Here is an 18,465-nt window from a genome sequence, read left to right on the forward strand (position 1 = left end):
GAGATCAAAACCTATGCGACAGAGATTGATAAATCGATGACCGAGTTATTACTCGATGGTTATCGTCTCTATAGGAAGGTTAACAATTAAGTCATGAAAGCATGATGTCATGATGTCATGATAAGGAGAACACTATGTTTAAATGGTTAACCCGCAGCAAAGTGCCAACGAAGCCGACCTCAACGCTTGATATCGGCATGCCGGAAGACGGCTGGTTACTCCCCGACACCGCCGATAACCTGTTATCGACACCATTGCGCCAGCAGCTTATTCAGCTCATCTGGCACAGAACATCACTCTCCAAGCCCCTGTTCACCGAGCTTTATTTGAATCCGATTCAGAAATATGCGGCATTGGTTCAACGCTTACCTGCCTCAGAATCTCATCATCACGCCCATCTAGGCGGTATGTTAGACCATACTTTAGAGGTGGTTTGCTTTGCTGCGAAAATGAGACAAACGCATCTCTTACCACCCGGCTGTCCACCTGAAGATCAAACAAAAGAAGCTGAAGTCTGGACGGCCGCTATTGTCTATGCCGCGTTATTACATGATATCGGTAAACCTTTGGTTGATATGACCGTGATGACTGAATCAGGAGCACGCTGGCATCCATGGCATGGTCCACTAACAGAACCCTATCGGTTGCAATATAATCCGCAGCGTGACTATCGCCTGCATCCCGCCGCTGGCGCTATTCTGTGTACACATATACTGCCTCAAGCGGCTCTCAACTGGCTCTCTGAGTATCAACAACTGTTTTCATCTTTGCTGTATTCCATCGCAGGCCATTATGAAAGTGCCGGGATCATTGGTGAACTGATACAAAAAGCGGACCAGGCCTCCGTTGCCCAGAATATGGGCGGCGATGCATCAAAAGCCCTCGCTCGGCCGCAGTCAACGTTGCCTAAACAAATTATTGCGGCATTACGTGAATTGGTACAAAACACGTTAAAACTTAATAATACAAAATTTGGCTCTGATGGTTGGCTTACGGAAGAAGCGTTGTGGTTAGTCAGTAAAACAGCGTCAGACAAAACCCGTGCATGGTTGTTGCAACATGGAATTACCGGCGTTCCAGACAGTAACTCTCGTTTGTTTGATGAGATGCAGGATCATGGCATCGTTTTATCAAATGAAGGAAAAGCCATTTGGAATTGTACCGTAAAATCATCGAGTGGTTGGAGCCCTGGCGTCGACCTCACCTTACTTCGTGTATCGCCATCATTGATATGGGAACAAGTCGAAAATCGGCCGCCGCTATTTGACGGAACGGTAACCCCAGTGGCCGTAGTTAACTCCATTCCACCGCTAGATAACCCATCGCCTAATAACAGTGACAACCATCCGCCAGAAGTGAATCTGGAAGAACTGACTTTGTCATTATTCTCTTCACCTGAAGATCCACCAGCGATTGTCCCTTTTATGCCAGAACGTATACAGCCAGATCGAGTTGATGTGCCGCCACAGCCATCTTCTTTTATTCAACAAGCGCCAATATCAGAGCGCCCTCAAGAAAAGCCAACCTCATCTATTGCTGATCTAGCGTTTTTGAACTGGTTGAAACAGGGAATAATGACCAAACACCTACAGATAAACGATGTTCAGGCAAAAATACATGTGGTAAATGGTTCAATATTTCTCGTGTCTCCCGAGATTTTTAAACTCTTTGTCAAAGAGACAATCGGGTCAACCGGAGAGGAATGGCGAGAGGTACAAAAGGTCTTTCAAAAGCAAAAAATTCATCGCCGTGGTAAAGATGGAATCAATATCTGGACATGTGAAGTTCAGGGACCACGCAAGACTAGAAAAATTAAGGGGTATATTTTAGAAACTCCGACCCTATTATTTGGCGAAGAAAGTATCATTCCAGACAGCAATCCCTACCTGACACTTATCGAGACATAGTGTGTTATATGGCAGAAGATATCGTTTTACATCGTTATTTAAAAACGGTCACACCTGCCATTATTAGTCGCCCAAATTAACCTTTTTTTCGCATTTTCAGTTGATTAATGCCCTGCTCCTTTTTCACCTTCAACATTACCCCGGTCGCTCAATTACCGAGCTACGTTTCATTTCGTAGACCAAGCCGGAGTAACCATAATGAAAATACATTCCCACTTAAAAATTTACCTAATCACCATCACCCTATCAACCTACTTAGTCCTCCCTACCGCTAATGCTGCCAGCAATATCGGTAATGGTAATAGTGGTGTTTCGAGCAATGCATCTGTTGTTGGTAATAACAATGACGCCGGTTCCAGTTCAAACGGCATCATTCTCGGCAATAACAGTAAGCTATCTGGCTCAGAAAATGGCGTTATCATCGGTAACGGTGGCAGCGTTGAGAATGGTGATGGCGTATCAATTGGAGGTGGCCATTCATCAAATGGCGGGATAGCGATCGGTTCAGGTAGCGTAGCCAGTTCTGCCGATGAGATGAATATCGGTAACCGACAAATTACTGGCGTCAAAGACGGTGTAAACCAAAGTGATGCAGCAAACGTGGGGCAACTTAAGACTACGGCTGATACCGTACTGAATGAGTCCAAAATCTATACTGATGATAAAGCCGCTAAAACGCTGGTCAATGCCAATACCTACACGGATAGCAAAGTTACTGCAACGCTCAACGAGACCAAAACCTATACCGACGACAAATCCTCAGAAACATTAGTCAATGCCAATACCTATACGGATAGCAAAGCTGCCGTAACGCTCAACGAGTCCAAAACCTACACCGACGATAAATCATCCGAGACTCTGGTCAATGCTAATACCTATACGGACAGCAAAGCTGCCGCAACACTCAACGAGTCCAAAACCTATACCGACGATAAAGCCGCTGAGACTCTGGTCAATGCCAATACCTACACGGATAGCAAAGCTACGGCAACGTTGAACGAATCTAAATCCTATACCGACGATAGGGCCTCTGAAACTCTGGTCAATGCCAATACCTACACGGACAGCAAAGCCACAGCAACACTCAACGAGTCCAAAACCTATACCGACGATAAAGCCTCTGAAACTCTGGTCAATGCCAATACCTATACAGACAGCAAAGCCATGACAACACTGAACGAATCTAAATCCTATACCGACGACAAATCCTCAGAAACATTAGTTAATGCCAATACCTATACAGACAGCAAAGTCGAAGCATCAGTCAATGAAGTTAATACCTATACGGATAATCGCATCACCGAATCATTTAATCACTCCCTCAGTGAGGGAAAGTCATACTTTGATAATAAAGCCAATCAGTTAGATAAAAAAATCAATCGTAACTATGAACGAGGCAACGCCGGGATTGCCGGTGCAATGGCGATGAGTTCTATTCCACAAAAATACGGTTTTGAAAAATCATTTGGCATGGCTATTTCTAATTACCGCTCTCAGCAGGCATTAGCATTCGGCACGGACTGGAACGTTAACTCACGCTTGGTTTCTCGAATTAATGTTTCCATTGATACAAAAAGTGGCGTTGGGTTCGGTGCCGGTCTTGCATTCGGTGCAAACTAATCACAGGAAATTGCTATGAAACTGATTAAAACTGCACTTTGTATTGTGTCACTCTCAAGCTTTCCTGTTCTATCAGCTAACAATATCCATGATTGGAACAATGTTGAGGGCTCCGGTCAAAATGTGACGAGTTGGGGAATGACGATAACTAATGGTTCAGATAATAATGAATTAGTCGGTCAAAACCACAGTCTCAATAATTCAAATAACAACAGTGTTTGGGGTAAAGATCAGACGCTGATTAATTCCCATAACAATAAAGTCGGGAGTGAAGAATACACCTACTTCATTGACCCCAGAGATGGGATATTAAAAATGAGGGACTATGGTAGTACTTTAGTTAATAGTCATGGCAACGATGTCGGAGGGCGCAATCAACAGTTAACCAATTCTAATAATAATATTACTGGTGGCACCGGTAATATCCTAACTGACGCAGATAAAAATAGAATATTTGGAAGCGGCAATAAACTCGAAAACTCCAATGATAACTATAGCGTTACTGACGGCAATACATTTAACAACAGCAATAATAACTTCCTGGCACAACAAAATGGTAATAACAATCATTTTGACACATCAAGTAATAATGTTGTTCTGGGGCATGAAAACATCCTAACGTCGGCAAATAATGGCCGGATTGATAATGGGCATTATAACAACATTGTTAATAGTGATGGGTTTAGAGTAACGGGGAGTAATAATGAGCTCTCGAATACTAACAGCGTCAATGTAAAAGGTGATAATAATACGGTAAATAACTCAATTAACTCTGTCGTTACAGGTAATAACAACACCATTAAAAATGGTAATAATAATGTTGTTAATGGGGTGAATTTAGGCAATTCCTTTAATAATCTGAATGATACCATTTTGTACGGCAGTGGTAACGCCGGTGTCGGAAATAATATCACCGACATAAAAAACAGTATTGTCATGGGAGGAAACACATCCAGCTCCGCAACAGGGAGTTCATTATCTGACTCGATTTCAATCAATGGTTCCGGCACTTCAGGTAACAACCTGACTAATATTGGCGGAACCGCCAATGGTAGCCATTCGATTAGTTTGGGGCACAATTCAAATGCCAGTAATGGCGGTGTTGCATTGGGCTCTGGTTCTCATGCCGAGAAAGCCGATGAATTTAACATCGGCGACCGCGTCATTACGGCTGTCAAAGATGGAATTGAGGATCATGATGCCATTAATATAGCTCAGCTTAGTGATTCATTTATCAATGTTAAAAACATTTCTGAACAGTACACCAACGCCCAACTGAATAGCGCATTAGTTGATGCTAATCATTATTCGGACACCAGCTTAAACAACGTTAGAAATATCTCTAAGGAGTACACGAATAACCTATTGGACCGGACACTGACTGATGCCAATCATTATTCGAACACTAGTTTAAACCACGTTAAAGACATCGCTGAGCAATACACCAATATCCAGTTAGACAGAACGTTGACTGATGCTAATCACTACACGGATAGTACCTTAAACAACGTCAAGAATGTTTCTGAGCAGTACACCAATACCCTACTAGACAGAACTCTGGTTGATGCCAACCATTATACCGACAATACCTTAAGCAACGTTAAGATCGTCGCTGAACACTATACCAATGCCCAACTAGACAAAACCTTAGTTAATGCCAATGATTACACGGATAGCACTTTAAACAACGTCAAGAACGTCGTTGAACAATACACCAATATCCAGTTGGACAAGACCCAAATTGATGCCAATGATTATACGGATCGTACCTTGTATAACGTTAAAAACGTCACTGAACAGTATACAGACGCCCAACTGGACACAACGCTTGTCAATGCTAATCACTATACCGACGCTACATTGCATAACATCATAGACAGAGGTACCTCATACACCGATAACCGTATAAATACGGTTAATACCGAATTTAGGAATGAGCTGCAACAATACGCTGATAACCAATTACATCGTTTAGACGACTCAATTAAACGCAATGATAAACGTTTGAATGCAGGCATAGCCTCAACTATTGCAGCAACTTCAATCCCAACAAAATTTGGATATAAGACATCATTTGGACTAGGTGCTGGAACATTCCGGGGTGAACGCGCCGCGGCCGTCGGCACTAACGTTAATGTTAGGAACAATGTTGTTATAGGCATGAACATCACACACGACACTCAGAATGGAATGGGGATAAATAGCGGAATATCAATCGGTTGGTAGATTGTAACCCTTAGTGCCACTCGCAGGTAATGGCAAGTGGTACTTAAATCAAGTTAACTCCTAGAGAGTTAAAGTAAGATCCCTTTAAATATGAAGAATAAAAATGTCATTTCTCATATAGGTAGGGCTATATTCCAAGAGCTAGATTGTAGAAAATCCACAATCTAGAGAAAAAGCATTTATTTAAAATAAAATAAAAACCTATAAAATCAACAAAGTAATTGAAAGCCTTTATTAAAAACACATTTGAAAAAACGAATTTGATCATTGACAGCAATGAAAAACGTCGTATGATTACGATAACTAAATAGAAGGTATTTGTGATGAGCCAGTTAACACCGTTACAACTCTTTAAATGTCTCTCTGATGAGACCCGCTTGACCATTGTTCTGCTTCTCAAAGAAGCGACAGAGCTGTGTGTTTGTGAGCTGTGTGAAACACTGGACTTACCCCAGCCCAAGATATCACGTCATCTTGCCATGCTAAGGGAGAACGGCATTCTTCTCGATCGCCGTGCGGGTAAATGGATTCACTATCGCTTGTCGCATAATATGCCTATGTGGGCGGGTGCGATCATTGAACAAGCATACCAAAGCCAAGAACTCAATATAAAAACACTCTCTAAACGTTTAAAGAACGCGTCGGGTTCAACAACGAATAGCGCCGCTTGTCTGTAAAAAAAAAAAAATTTATCTTGATATATTCGAATTTTCATATATGAAAAAGGCATTATACGATGAATATTCTATTTTTATGTACCGGTAACTCATGTCGATCCATTATCGCCGAGGCAATCTTTAATACCTTAGCCTCTCCAGAACACCACGCCATCAGCGCAGGGAGCCAGCCCAAAGGTTTTATACATCCTCGTTCGTTAGCCTTGCTATCACGCAAAGGAATTTCAACCGAAGGATACTCTAGCAAGTCATGGGACTCTCTTCCTTACACACCCGATATTGTTATTACGGTATGCGGCAACGCCGCTGGCGAAGTGTGCCCTGCTTATCTAGCTCCTGCCATTCGGGCTCACTGGGGGGTTGACGATCCAGATAAAGCGACGGGCAGTGACGCGGAAATCGACCGAGCCTTTGAGACAACCTACAACATTTTGAAAATCAGGATACAGGCTCTGCTTGCTCTACCTTTGGCTGAATTAAAAGGTGATCCAATACAACTACAGGTTGAATTAGATCATATCGGAACACTGACTATTTAATCATTTAATTTATAAGGAACTTATTATGAAAACGATTACCGTTTACGATCCGGCTCTATGTTGTAGTACCGGCGTGTGTGGAACCGACGTCGATCAATCATTAGTCAATTTTTCTGCCGATGCCGATTGGGTTAAGCAGCAAGGCGTCACGTTAACGCGTTTCAACCTTGCTCAACAACCGATGGCGTTTGTTGAAAATGAATTGGTTAAAAACTTTCTTCAGAACTCAGGAGCGGAAGGTCTCCCCCTCATTCTGGTAGACGGCGCTTTTGTAATGGCTGGTCGTTATCCGACCCGAGAAGATATGGCCCGTTGGTGTGATTTATCTTTAGCACCAAAAATTAAGTCTATTCAGGCCTGCTGCAACGGAAATGATTCCTGCTGTTAAAAACATAAGGAGTACAGCCATGAAATTTTTACAAAATGTGCCTCCTTTCCTGTTTTTTACTGGTAAAGGCGGCGTAGGAAAAACATCCATATCCTGTTCAACGGCAATTTCCTTAGCCGATGAGGGTAAACGCGTTCTGTTAGTCAGCACCGACCCAGCCTCCAACGTCGGCCAAGTCTTCAATCAAACGATTGGTAATCATATTACCAAGATAGAATCAGTATCAGGCCTGTCAGCATTAGAAATCGATCCACAGGCCGCCGCACAAGTCTATCGTGAACGTATTGTTGATCCCGTCAGGGGTATTTTACCGGATGACGTTGTCCGTGGGATTGAAGAACAGCTTTCGGGAGCCTGTACGACTGAAATTGCCGCATTTGATGAGTTTACCGACTTACTCACGGATGCCTGCTTGTTAGCCGATTTCGACCATATTATTTTTGATACTGCTCCCACCGGCCACACGATCCGGCTGTTGCAGTTACCCGGTGCCTGGAGCAGTTTTATTGAGGAAAATCCTGAAGGTTCATCCTGTCTAGGCCCCCTATCAGGATTAGCAAAACAGCGTGAACGCTACGCACAAGCGGTTGCTGAGTTAGGCAATGCCAATAAAACCCGATTGATATTAGTTGCCCGTGCGCAAAAATCGACACTAACCGAGGTAGCCAGAACCTATGGCGAACTCTCTCAGCTTGGTATCAAAAATCAATATTTAGTGATTAATGGTATTTTGCCTGAAGCCGCTATACATAATGATAAACTGGCTCAGGCCGTTTACCAGCGCGAGCAGTTGGCCTTGGCAAACATCCCTTCCGCTGTGGCCTCACTCCCTCAGGATCGCATTATTCTTCAACCCGTCAATCTGGTGGGTATTGATGCGCTGCGTAATTTATTTAAAACCAATGTGCAACTCGACAATGAAGAACATCACGACCTGACAATACCGCCAATCGATCCACTATCGGTACTGGTTGAGCAAATCGCAAAAGATAAGCACGGCTTAGTGATGTTGATGGGGAAAGGCGGTGTCGGCAAAACAACATTAGCAGCAGCAGTGGCGGTAAAATTAGCTGAAAAAGGACTGGATGTTCATTTAACCACCTCCGATCCGGCTGCACATTTGGAAAATACTCTGCACGGTAAATTACCTCACCTTGAAGTCAGCCGTATCGATCCCGAAGCGGAAACCGAACGTTATCGTCAAAGCGTTCTGGAAAGCAAAGGGAAAGATTTGGATGCTCAAGGTCGAGCACTGCTAGAAGAAGATCTTCGCTCGCCTTGTACTGAAGAAATTGCCGTATTTCAGGCATTTTCCCGTGTTATTCGCGATGCCGGTAAACGCTTTGTCATTATGGATACGGCCCCAACTGGCCATACTTTACTGCTGTTAGATGCTACGGGCGCTTACCATCGTGAAATCGCCCAAAAAATGGGCAGCAATGGCCACTATGTTACCCCCATGATGCAGCTGCAAGATCCTCAGCGAACCAAGATACTGCTCGTGACGCTGCCGGAGACTACTCCTGTATTAGAGGCCGGTAATTTGCAGGAAGATTTGCGTCGTGCTGGCATTGAACCTTGGGCATGGTTGATTAATAACAGTCGTGCCGCTACCGGCACAACTTCGCCTCTGTTACGTCACCGCGCAGTGCAAGAAATCAAGCAGATCAATCTGGTTAAAGAAAAGTACGCCACCCGACTAGCATTAATTCCCTTGCAGGAAGAAGAGCCTGTCGGGATTGAACGCTTAAACAAACTGGCAGAGTAAATTTAATAACAAATAATTGGCAGACGTTATAGCGTCTGCCTAAACGGAGGTTTCTATGTGGTTGGCCGGTGCTATTTTTGTTCTGACCATTATTTTGGTTATCTGGCAACCTAAAGGGCTAGGCATTGGCTGGAGTGCATGCTTTGGTGCCGTTTTAGCTCTGCTGTTTGGTGTTGTTCATCTTGGTGATATTCCTGTTGTCTGGCAGATAGTCTGGAATGCTACTGCGGCCTTTGTCGCGGTAATTATTATCAGTCTGTTATTGGATGAATCGGGCTTCTTTGAATGGGCTGCGCTACACGTTGCTCGTTGGGGAGGGGGGAACGGGCGTAAGCTGTTTACTTACATCGTCTTACTCGGTGCTGCCGTGGCCGCCCTGTTTGCCAATGATGGTGCTGCACTCATTTTGACGCCGATAGTTATGGCCATGTTACTTGCGTTAGGCTTCAGTCGAGGTGCAACGCTGGCATTCGTTATGGCTGCCGGATTTATTGCAGATACCGCAAGTTTGCCTTTGGTTGTCTCTAACCTTGTCAATATCGTTTCAGCAGATTTCTTCAACATTAGCTTTACCGATTATGCTGCCATCATGATCCCTGTCGATATTGCCGCTATTTGTGCAACTCTGGTCATGCTTCATCTGTTCTTTCGCAAAGACATTCCGCAAACCTACGATATCGGATTGTTGAAATCACCAAAAGAGGCTATCCGTGACTTATCAACCTTTAAAGCCGGATGGATTGTTCTAGTACTCCTTCTGGTTGGCTTTTTTGGACTTAATCATCTTGGCGTCCCCGTGAGTTTGGTTGCGGCCGTAGGTGCCATCATTCTGTATATCGTGGCCAAGAGAGGCAGCGTTATCGATACCAAGAAAGTCATTCGTGGTGCTCCATGGCAAATCGTGATTTTCTCACTCGGCATGTATTTAGTCGTTTATGGTTTACGCAATGCAGGATTGACTCACTACATTTCTCAAATTCTGAATTATCTGGCTGAACAGGGATTATGGGCTGCCACTCTCGGCACAGGCTTCTTAACCGCTATTCTGTCATCCATCATGAACAATATGCCGACGGTGCTTGTCGGCGCACTGTCTATTGAGGGCAGTGACGCGACGGGACTCATTAAAGAAGCGATGGTTTACGCCAATGTAATTGGCAGTGATCTCGGTCCTAAAATCACGCCAATTGGCAGTCTCGCCACCTTACTATGGCTGCATGTACTGTCGCAGAAAAATTTGACCATTACCTGGGGCTATTACTTCAAGGTCGGGATCGTGATGACGCTCCCGGTACTGTTTGTCACGCTAGTGGCACTCGCCTTACGTTTATCATTAACCATATAGACATAAGTTAAATTATGCGACAGAGATAACTCTGTCGCTTTTTTACTATTATTAAGAAATAAGAGGTAAACATGCATTCCGTAACTATTTATCATAATCCGGCTTGTGGCACGTCCCGCAATACGCTTGAACTGATCCGCAACAGTGGTATTGAGCCCACAGTGATTCATTATTTAGAGACCCCACCAAGCCGTGCAGAGCTAATAAAACTGATTGTTGATATGGGTATTACTGCACGCGCATTACTTCGAAAGAATGTTGAACCCTATGAAACTCTCAAGCTGGATGAAACCCAATGGAGTAACGATCAGTTAATCGATTTTATGTTGGAATATCCTATTCTGATTAACCGGCCGATTGTGGTGACAGAATTAGGCACCAAACTGTGTCGCCCTTCGGAAGTGGTTTTGGATATTTTACCCACGCCACAAAAAGGTGAATTCGCGAAAGAGGATGGTGAGCAAGTGATTGACGCTAAAGGTAAGCGATTGATTAAATAGAATTTAATTTTTAATATCCACATTAGGAAGAGGATTAACCCTCTTCCTAATAAAACAAGAAAGTCTTTAGCCAATCATAAATCTTGCTTGTAAACTCATCCTGAGTTTACCCTCACATAAAAGGGAGCAATAGCATGTCCAAATTACCGACAACAGTCATTTTAGAATCAATACTCACTTGCCCTCATTGTGGTTTTAGTAAACAGGAAACAATGCCTACTGATGCTTGTCAATTCTATTACGAATGTGAGAATTGCAAAACATTATTACGTCCTAAACAGGGTGACTGTTGCGTCTACTGTTCATTTGGTTCAATGCCATGCCCACCAATTCAGTTGCAACGTAAATGTTGTTAGCCGTCTTCGAATTAGTCACCAAATTTTGTCAACCGTTGAAGGTCGTTTTAGATATCTTACTCATTCCACATAAGGTGCACTCACAAAAAGGGATAGAGGGCAGGTGATTGACGCTGAGGGCAAGCGGATAACTAAATAAGTTTTATTCAGTGTATAAACAAAAAGAGGGATAATAATCTACCCCTCTTTTTTATGTTGCCTATTATTATTTATTGAGCACTCTATAGAGTACAGAATAAGCTAGCCAGGCAAACGCTATTCCTAAAATCAGTACGCCATACTCATAGATATTAGGAAGGTAGTTCTGTTCTACACCAAACCATGTCGCTTTCGGCCCTAGCGTAAAGAGTTGCCCACCAATAACAAACTTGTATTCAGCATACAGAATGCCAGCTAAAGCCAGGACAGCACTCATTACCGATGTATGAGAAGCGAGGAAGATAGCGGCGACTAATAAAATTAACGAAATCGCCGATACCGTAATGACTTCATTATCAACCGTGCTTCTGATTTGATAAATAAACCCGGCAATCAGGAACACAAGCAATATGGCAAGAGCGAGGCGGAAATAAGGCATGATAAACTGGCGCACAGCCTGAGCTGATAGCATAGTTACCAAAGCTATCCCACTCGCCAACGCTGCAAGTAAAGTGAACACGGATGCACTCAGACCAACATAGCTCACCCGGCCAATAACTGTCCCAAATACGCTGCCTAATACCAAAGCAGCGGAGATGGCAACTATCGCTGTTAACCACGCCAGTACTCGTTCATTAACAACATGCTTATTGGTGTAAAGCTCAAAAAACTTCACGGCAAGCAAGATGAGTTCAATAAAGTACAACGTTCCCATCCACCAGATAGGCGACGTGAGATTAGGGCTAAAAATGAGCCAGTAGATGTTTAATGAAGAACCCATCTCCGTTGATAATGCAGCAAAAGCCCCTAACAAAGCACCAATAGCAAGGCATAACAAATGCTTTGTATTTTTCTCTAATATCTCTATCCTGCCAATTTTGCCAGCGGCTAAAAGTATGGATACTCCGGTACTCATTAGCGCTAGGAAAATATAGCTGATTAGTGGCAGGGTCCATACGATGCCGTCATTAGTCCGAAAAGAGGACTGAAAGAACCATTCATCAATGGCGACATATCCACCCGCGGCAACGCCAACAATTGCCAATAAATTCACGGGATGATACAAGGTTTTAGTTTGCATGTTATAGCTCCTTAATCACCGGCCTGAAGGCGTATATTGACGAATATAGAAAACCTTCGCGCCAGTACCTAACTCCGGCCGAAGTGTTTTCCCGTTATAACGCTGGATTAAGCGTGAAACCCCACTATTGGGATCGTCAAGATCGCCGACAATTCGCGCCTGAGATGGACAAGCGTCAACACAAGCTGGTTGTAAACCCACTTTCAATCTATGATCGCAAAACGTACATTTTTCAACGGTGCCACGCTGACGCACGACTGGATACGTTGTTGCTCTTTCTGGATTACTATGAGGACTACCCTCTCCTCTAGAAGCTTGTAACATTCCTGCTGGCGTATAAGTTCCTAAAATGGTGACACCTTCAGTTGCTTTCCATTCTTTATGAGGTGTATTCCAGTTAAAACTAATAACACCATAGGGACAATTAACCATACAGGCTTTGCAACCAATACATTTATTGGGATCATGTAATGTCAATCCGCCCTCTGATTTATGCATCGCCTGAGTGGGGCAGCCACTCACACAGGGAGCATCATCGCAGTGGTTGCACATTGTCGAAATGTATTCAAAAGAAATGTCAGGGAACGTTCCTGATGTATTAATGATTTTGTCACACCAGTTAATTTCCGGCGTTGTATTATTTTCTGCTTTACAGGCAAATACGCATCCCGTGCAGCCTACACATTTCTGTAAGTCGATAACCATACCGTAGCGCATTTATCAGCCCTCAATCATTTTTTCAATACGAACGCCTATCTGCCCGTAGAATGCAGCAGCGCCAGATAAGTGTTCATGGGCGGGAGGTAAAATTGTATTGTTATTCCCCCCTAAAGCTTCTTGACCAAAAACCTTTGAAGCCACTTTGCCATAGGCCCAATGCCCCTGACCAAATGCCTTCGCAACAGTTCCCGGCCTCACGCCTTCAAATATTGAAACCTGACAGGCTATTTCGCCCTGTATTGATGTGATCTTCACACGGTCGCCATTCTTTAACCCTAACTGTTGTGCATCAATCGGATTAATCTTAACGACATCCTGATGCTTTACGGCCCCAGGATCTATATCGAGATTGTTTTGATACCACTGGTTATTGGCCGATCGCCCTTCTCTATTTAAACGAGATTTATGGTCGATAAATAACATAGGATATTCTGCTGGCTCACCGAAACGGTAAGGCTGTTCATAATGAGGAATAAAAGCCATTTCGCCCTGAGCCTGATAATTACAAATCCGCATGACTTCATCGACATCTGTATTATGTTTCTCTGCATGCTTACTCAACGCTGATTTCAATGTTTCACTATAAAACTCAAACCGCCCTGTTTTTGTTTTCATTTTTCCCCAAAGCTGACGGAACTGATAAGGTTCAGAGTTCCACACTCCTTTTTGAAGGAATTCATCCCATCCTGAGAATTTATCGCCATCAACATACTTTGCAGGATCCCACAATGGTTGTGTTACAACCTTTGCGGCATATAGTCCAAGTTCGTCACCTGTTATTGGCTCTTTTTGCGTTTCGGGATCTCTAATTGATTTCAAGTAAGCCAGTGGATTTGAAAATCCTCGCTTATCCAATTCCTTCGCCAGCAACCAAGGAATACCGGACTCGTCATCAACAGTATCGCCAAGCCTTTTAATAATGGGCTGAATAATTGAAACCTGTGAATGCATATTTCCACACGATCCCTGAACACCCCATTTCTCATACATGAAATGTGAACCAGGCAGAATAAGGTCAGAAAACCAACTAAATTCACTAATATTAGTCGTCACATGAACAACAAAAGGAACAGATTTTAATGCGTCTTCCCAACGCTGAGTTCCTGGTGCTGAAAAGGTGAAGTTGTTTAGATAGCCTAAAACAATTTCAGGTTTGTAAGGATCAGCACTCAATATGCTATCGGCAACAACGTTAGTTAAAACACCCCCTCCGCTTTTGCCACTTTTGAGTGCAGGCCACTCCAGCCGACCAACCCGATCAATACGTTCTTGTTTTAGACCTTTTTTCGCCAAATCATCGACAAATTCTTTGGCAGAAGGAACAGAGTCTTCACGAGAACTATTATATTGAATAACGCCGCCTTCATTATCCACCGCACCTAATAGCCCATTTAATGCATGACAGGCAATCGTTGTATAAGCCCCACGATGCTGCATCTGTGCGCCTCTGGAACGCCAGATTTGAACTTTAGGAGCCGCTGCAATAAGTTTCTGTGCAATACGTTTAATTTGTTCAGCTGAAATCCCACAAACGGTTTCCGCCCATTCAGGGGTGCGATCTTTTAATTCTAAGTTCCACCACTCAACAAGCCCATAGGTATGTAGTTCGTTGAAGGCCAGAGGATCGACAACTTCTCCTGACTGAAAGCGATTTACACCATCAATGAATTGACCCACAAATGCTTTATGCCAACCATCATTAACTAATATTTGATGAGCAAGACTTAGTGCAAGTGCGCTATCTTGCCCTGGAATAATGGGTAACCATTCATCAGCTTTCGAAGCTGATGATGAAAATCGAGGATCGACAATTGCCACCTGTGCATGATCCAGCATGTTTCCCCACTCGCTACAATAATAAGAGACTTGTCTGTTCGCACTTAAAGGGTCCACGCCAAACGACAGAACATAGCGAGTATTTTTAATATCATATTGCCTATACTCCCACCCTCCTTCTGTGTAATAAGAACCAAATTTATCTGCTTCTGCACACAATGAACTATGTGTAATCGCATTAGGAGAACCGAGGACTGTCGTAAAGTTTTTAATTAGAATATCGCTTAAAAATGAATATCGACCTCTCAGTGCCACATATTTATGCGTTTCATTTTTTTCCCTCAGTGCCATAATTTTATCGGCAAACAGGCTTATGGCTTCTTCCCAACTAATTGGTTTGAATACGGGATCAATACCTTGGCCTTTTTTCGGATTCATTCTTAACAGAGGGGTTTTTACGCGATCGGGATCATAGAGCTCCTGTAGTGAGAGGTACTGCCTTGGACAACTGGCCTTTCCATGTACTTTTGAGAATTCGTTTCCCCGAATATGTAATGCGCGACCATCTTGGACATAAATTTGTTTTGCACAAAATGAAGTACAACCATTGCAAGTAGTGGCAATCCATTTCCCCGTTCCTGGTTTAGCTGAAAGTAGGCGGTCTTCTGACATTGCTTGGGCTAGAGGACTTAATGGGAATTGTGACAGCGCGGTTACCCCTGCTGTACCCAATAAAAAAGTCCTCCGGCTTACTCCACCGAAATAGCATGATGACATATTAAACATACCTCACATTTCAAATGCTTAAATTTTATTAAATTGATTTATATGTATTTTTTATTTTAGCAAATCAATAGATCTTCAAAATCGAATATATCAATTTAAGTTAACGCATTAGTGACACAAATCAACTTACCGAAATGTATATTTATTAATGAGAGGGAGAATTTAAATAACAAATTGATTTATATTAATTATTATCAATTCATAAATTTTCTTTAACTTTGACAAGCATCACAAATCACTTACCAAAAATGAAAAGATACATCCGAGTTATCGAATGTGTAATACGAATTAGTTACATCAAGGTGAGAAAGAAATGACAATACAAACATGGCATATCTGATTGATACGCCATGTTTGTATTTATAGTGGAATTAGAGATTATTGGCCAGTTTACTCAGTTGCTCTACGCCTACAGGCTCTATTGCCTGCTGAGAAATAACCGCAACTTGATTTGCATAACGTGTTTCCACATCCCTAATCAGTGGTAGCTCACGGTTCGCCCGGGTAATAAGAAAAGGTGAACTTGGAGCAGCGGCAGCCAAGCTGCCATTTATCACCCATGCCCAAGGTTCAATATTTGCCCGGCGCAAATCCTCTTGTAGATTAGCGGCTTCCAATACCGGTGTTGTTTCAGCCAACGTAACTATCATAACCTTCGTTTTTTGAGGGTCCTGTAGCTGCCTCATTGGCGTTAAAACATCTTCCCCCCCTTGTCCCATCTGACGTACCATTTCTCTATGATAGGCACCTGTAGCGTCGAGTAACAGTAGCGTATGACCCGTCGGAGCCGTATCCATAACAACAAATTGATGGTCAGCTTCTTTAATAATTCGCGAGAACGCCTGAAATACCGCGATCTCTTCGGTACAAGGTGAACGTAAATCTTCCTCCAATACGGCTAATCCCTCAGCATCAAGTCCTTTACCTTGATTATCCAAGACAAACTGACGGTATCTCTCTGTCTCCGCTTTTGGATCAATACGACTGACCGTCAGGTTATCCAATGAGCCATCCAGCGTATAAGAAAGATGAGCGGCCGGATCAGAGGTAGTCAAATGGACTTTATGGCCACGTCCTGCCAGTGCAACGGCAACGGATGCAGCGACGGTGGTCTTACCTACTCCGCCTTTTCCCATCATCATCACTAATCCATGACCTTGTTTACTCAGATCAGAGACCAATGTTTCAAGAGGTGGAAAAGCAATATCCTCAAAAGTTGCCCGGTTAGTTTCAAGGGAGTTCTCAGTGACCGGTGAAAACAGTGCACGCAAAGATTCAACGCCCATTAAGTTAAACGGTTTTAAAGCCAGCTGAGTTCGGGGTAAATTAGCCAAATTCTCAGGCATTTCATTTAGTGCACGAGCCTCTCGCTCAACAATACTTTGAGCCAACGCGTCATTCTCTGCCGCTTCTGGTGGAAGAACGCCATTAATCGCCAAATGCTGTTGTTGAATACCAATATTATAAAGCTCCTCATAGGTATGAGAGACCTCTTTTAACGTAGAAGATTGGGCTCTAGCCACCAATACCAAGCGAGTTTGTTCCGGATTGGACAATGCCGCGACGGCATCTGAATATTGAGTTTGATTCTTCTCAAGCCCAATTAGAGGCCCCAAATTAGCTGCGGCATCTGGATTCGCATCTAGATACCCTGACCAGGCTCCCGGTAACTCCAACATCCGAATAGTATGTCCAGTAGGTGCCGTATCAAAAACAATATGATCAAAACGCTCACGTAAATCAGTATTCGTCAGTAAATCAGTAAACTCATCAAATGCAGCAATTTCAGTCGTACATGAACCCGATAATTGTTCTTCGATACTGCTGAGCACATCAGCAGGCATCACATCCCGTACGGGATCTAACACTCGGTTACGATACGCTTGAGCAGCAACCATTGGGTCGACTTCCATTGCGGATAGATTATTGACCTTTTCAATCTCAACAATCTGATGTCCTATCGTTTGATCAAATACCTGCCCGACGTTTGATGCTGGATCGGTACTTACTAATAAAATACGCTTTCCTTGATCTGCTAGTGCTACCGCTGTCGCACAGGCTAAAGAGGTTTTACCTACGCCACCTTTACCGGTGAAAAAGATAAATGGCGGCATGTTTTGCAAAAATAGTGGTGTCATATTCTTTACCTATCAATTCTTATCTATTAATTAAAGTTAATCATGGTCAATTACGGCATACGTGGAACGTTGCAGCATGAAGGAGGAAAATCCTCAGTCGATTTATCGACATCAACGCCAGACCAGCGCTTCAATTCATCGCGTACCGGCAATCGCCCAGCGAGTACGATTTGTCCATTGACCAGTACCAATGGCAAAGATTGTTGACCTGAGGTAGTAAGAAAGTCCTTAACCACAGCATTTGAGACAAAGGCCGCAGGCTGTTTCAGCAAATTAAAGCGTTCGACATGAATCCCCTGCTCTTTGCACCAGTCCATATCCGCATTGAAAGCTAATGATTTCTCATCAACCACAACGCTACTGGTTGCACAACATCCGGCAGGTTCATAAATAGAAATGGTATTCATCGGTATTTCTCCTCAGTGAATTAAATTGCTCTTGATAAGCTTCACTGAGGTAAACGTATGAAATGGGAAAAGGATGCAAAAATTATTTATAAA

The 18,465-nt window shown here is 43.2% G+C and carries 15 protein-coding genes; 10 read left to right on the top strand and 5 right to left on the bottom strand.

Annotated features, from left to right (window positions below; translation table 11 throughout):
- Positions 1-134 precede the first annotated feature (134 nt).
- The 10 genes from mobH to EKN56_RS21495 all read left to right on the top strand — a co-directional run bounded on the left by mobH (position 135) and on the right by EKN56_RS21495 (position 11,326).
- On the top strand, positions 135-1,907 hold the full coding sequence (gene mobH, locus EKN56_RS13045; protein WP_130592176.1) for a MobH family relaxase: 1,773 nt from the start codon (positions 135-137) through the stop codon (positions 1,905-1,907).
- 198 nt (positions 1,908-2,105) lie between these two features.
- On the top strand, positions 2,106-3,527 hold the full coding sequence (locus tag EKN56_RS13050) for a YadA-like family protein (RefSeq protein WP_130592177.1): 1,422 nt from the start codon (positions 2,106-2,108) through the stop codon (positions 3,525-3,527).
- Between the two features lie 15 nt (positions 3,528-3,542).
- Positions 3,543-5,753 carry a YadA C-terminal domain-containing protein gene (locus EKN56_RS13055; protein WP_130592178.1) on the top strand — a complete coding sequence of 737 codons (2,211 nt, stop codon included), beginning with the start codon at positions 3,543-3,545 and terminating at the stop codon, positions 5,751-5,753.
- Between the two features lie 323 nt (positions 5,754-6,076).
- Positions 6,077-6,430, top strand: coding sequence for a metalloregulator ArsR/SmtB family transcription factor (locus EKN56_RS13060; RefSeq protein ID WP_130592179.1), 354 nt, complete (start codon positions 6,077-6,079; stop codon positions 6,428-6,430).
- 59 nt (positions 6,431-6,489) lie between these two features.
- Complete coding sequence (locus EKN56_RS13065) at positions 6,490-6,969, top strand: arsenate reductase ArsC (protein WP_130592180.1); 480 nt, start codon at positions 6,490-6,492, stop codon at positions 6,967-6,969.
- Between the two features lie 25 nt (positions 6,970-6,994).
- A complete protein-coding gene (gene arsD / locus EKN56_RS13070) occupies positions 6,995-7,357 on the top strand; it encodes an arsenite efflux transporter metallochaperone ArsD (protein WP_029092875.1) in 363 nt (120 codons plus the stop codon).
- A 19-nt stretch (positions 7,358-7,376) separates the two neighbouring features.
- Positions 7,377-9,125, top strand: a complete 1,749-nt coding sequence (arsA, locus tag EKN56_RS13075) for an arsenical pump-driving ATPase (RefSeq protein WP_130592181.1) — start codon at positions 7,377-7,379, stop codon at positions 9,123-9,125.
- A 55-nt stretch (positions 9,126-9,180) separates the two neighbouring features.
- On the top strand, positions 9,181-10,470 hold the full coding sequence (locus EKN56_RS13080; protein ID WP_130592182.1) for an arsenic transporter: 1,290 nt from the start codon (positions 9,181-9,183) through the stop codon (positions 10,468-10,470).
- 71 nt (positions 10,471-10,541) lie between these two features.
- Positions 10,542-10,970 (top strand): glutaredoxin-dependent arsenate reductase, encoded by a 429-nt coding sequence (arsC, locus tag EKN56_RS13085; protein WP_130592183.1) that lies wholly within the window; start codon positions 10,542-10,544, stop codon positions 10,968-10,970.
- A gap of 134 nt (positions 10,971-11,104) precedes the next feature.
- Positions 11,105-11,326, top strand: a complete 222-nt coding sequence (locus EKN56_RS21495; protein ID WP_130592184.1) for a GDCCVxC domain-containing (seleno)protein — start codon at positions 11,105-11,107, stop codon at positions 11,324-11,326.
- Positions 11,327-11,531: 205 nt separating this feature from the next.
- Here EKN56_RS21495 and EKN56_RS13095 read toward each other — a convergent pair whose 3' ends face one another.
- The 5 genes from EKN56_RS13095 to EKN56_RS13115 all read right to left on the bottom strand — a co-directional run bounded on the left by EKN56_RS13095 (position 11,532) and on the right by EKN56_RS13115 (position 18,372).
- Positions 11,532-12,545, bottom strand: a complete 1,014-nt coding sequence (locus EKN56_RS13095; RefSeq protein ID WP_130592185.1) for a polysulfide reductase NrfD family protein — start codon at positions 12,543-12,545, stop codon at positions 11,532-11,534.
- A 15-nt stretch (positions 12,546-12,560) separates the two neighbouring features.
- Positions 12,561-13,262 (bottom strand): 4Fe-4S dicluster domain-containing protein, encoded by a 702-nt coding sequence (locus tag EKN56_RS13100; RefSeq protein ID WP_130592186.1) that lies wholly within the window; start codon positions 13,260-13,262, stop codon positions 12,561-12,563.
- Between the two features lie 3 nt (positions 13,263-13,265).
- Positions 13,266-15,818 carry a molybdopterin-dependent oxidoreductase gene (locus EKN56_RS13105; protein ID WP_130592187.1) on the bottom strand — a complete coding sequence of 851 codons (2,553 nt, stop codon included), beginning with the start codon at positions 15,816-15,818 and terminating at the stop codon, positions 13,266-13,268.
- Between the two features lie 380 nt (positions 15,819-16,198).
- The gene (arsA, locus tag EKN56_RS13110; RefSeq protein WP_130592188.1) at positions 16,199-17,965 is read right to left on the bottom strand and encodes an arsenical pump-driving ATPase; all 1,767 of its coding nucleotides are present in this window, start codon (positions 17,963-17,965) and stop codon (positions 16,199-16,201) included.
- Between the two features lie 50 nt (positions 17,966-18,015).
- Positions 18,016-18,372, bottom strand: coding sequence for an arsenic metallochaperone ArsD family protein (locus EKN56_RS13115; protein ID WP_130592189.1), 357 nt, complete (start codon positions 18,370-18,372; stop codon positions 18,016-18,018).
- Positions 18,373-18,465: the final 93 nt, after the last annotated feature.

The sequence above is a fragment of the Limnobaculum zhutongyuii genome (genome assembly GCF_004295645.1).
In the GTDB taxonomy this organism is placed as follows: domain Bacteria; phylum Pseudomonadota; class Gammaproteobacteria; order Enterobacterales; family Enterobacteriaceae; genus Limnobaculum; species Limnobaculum zhutongyuii.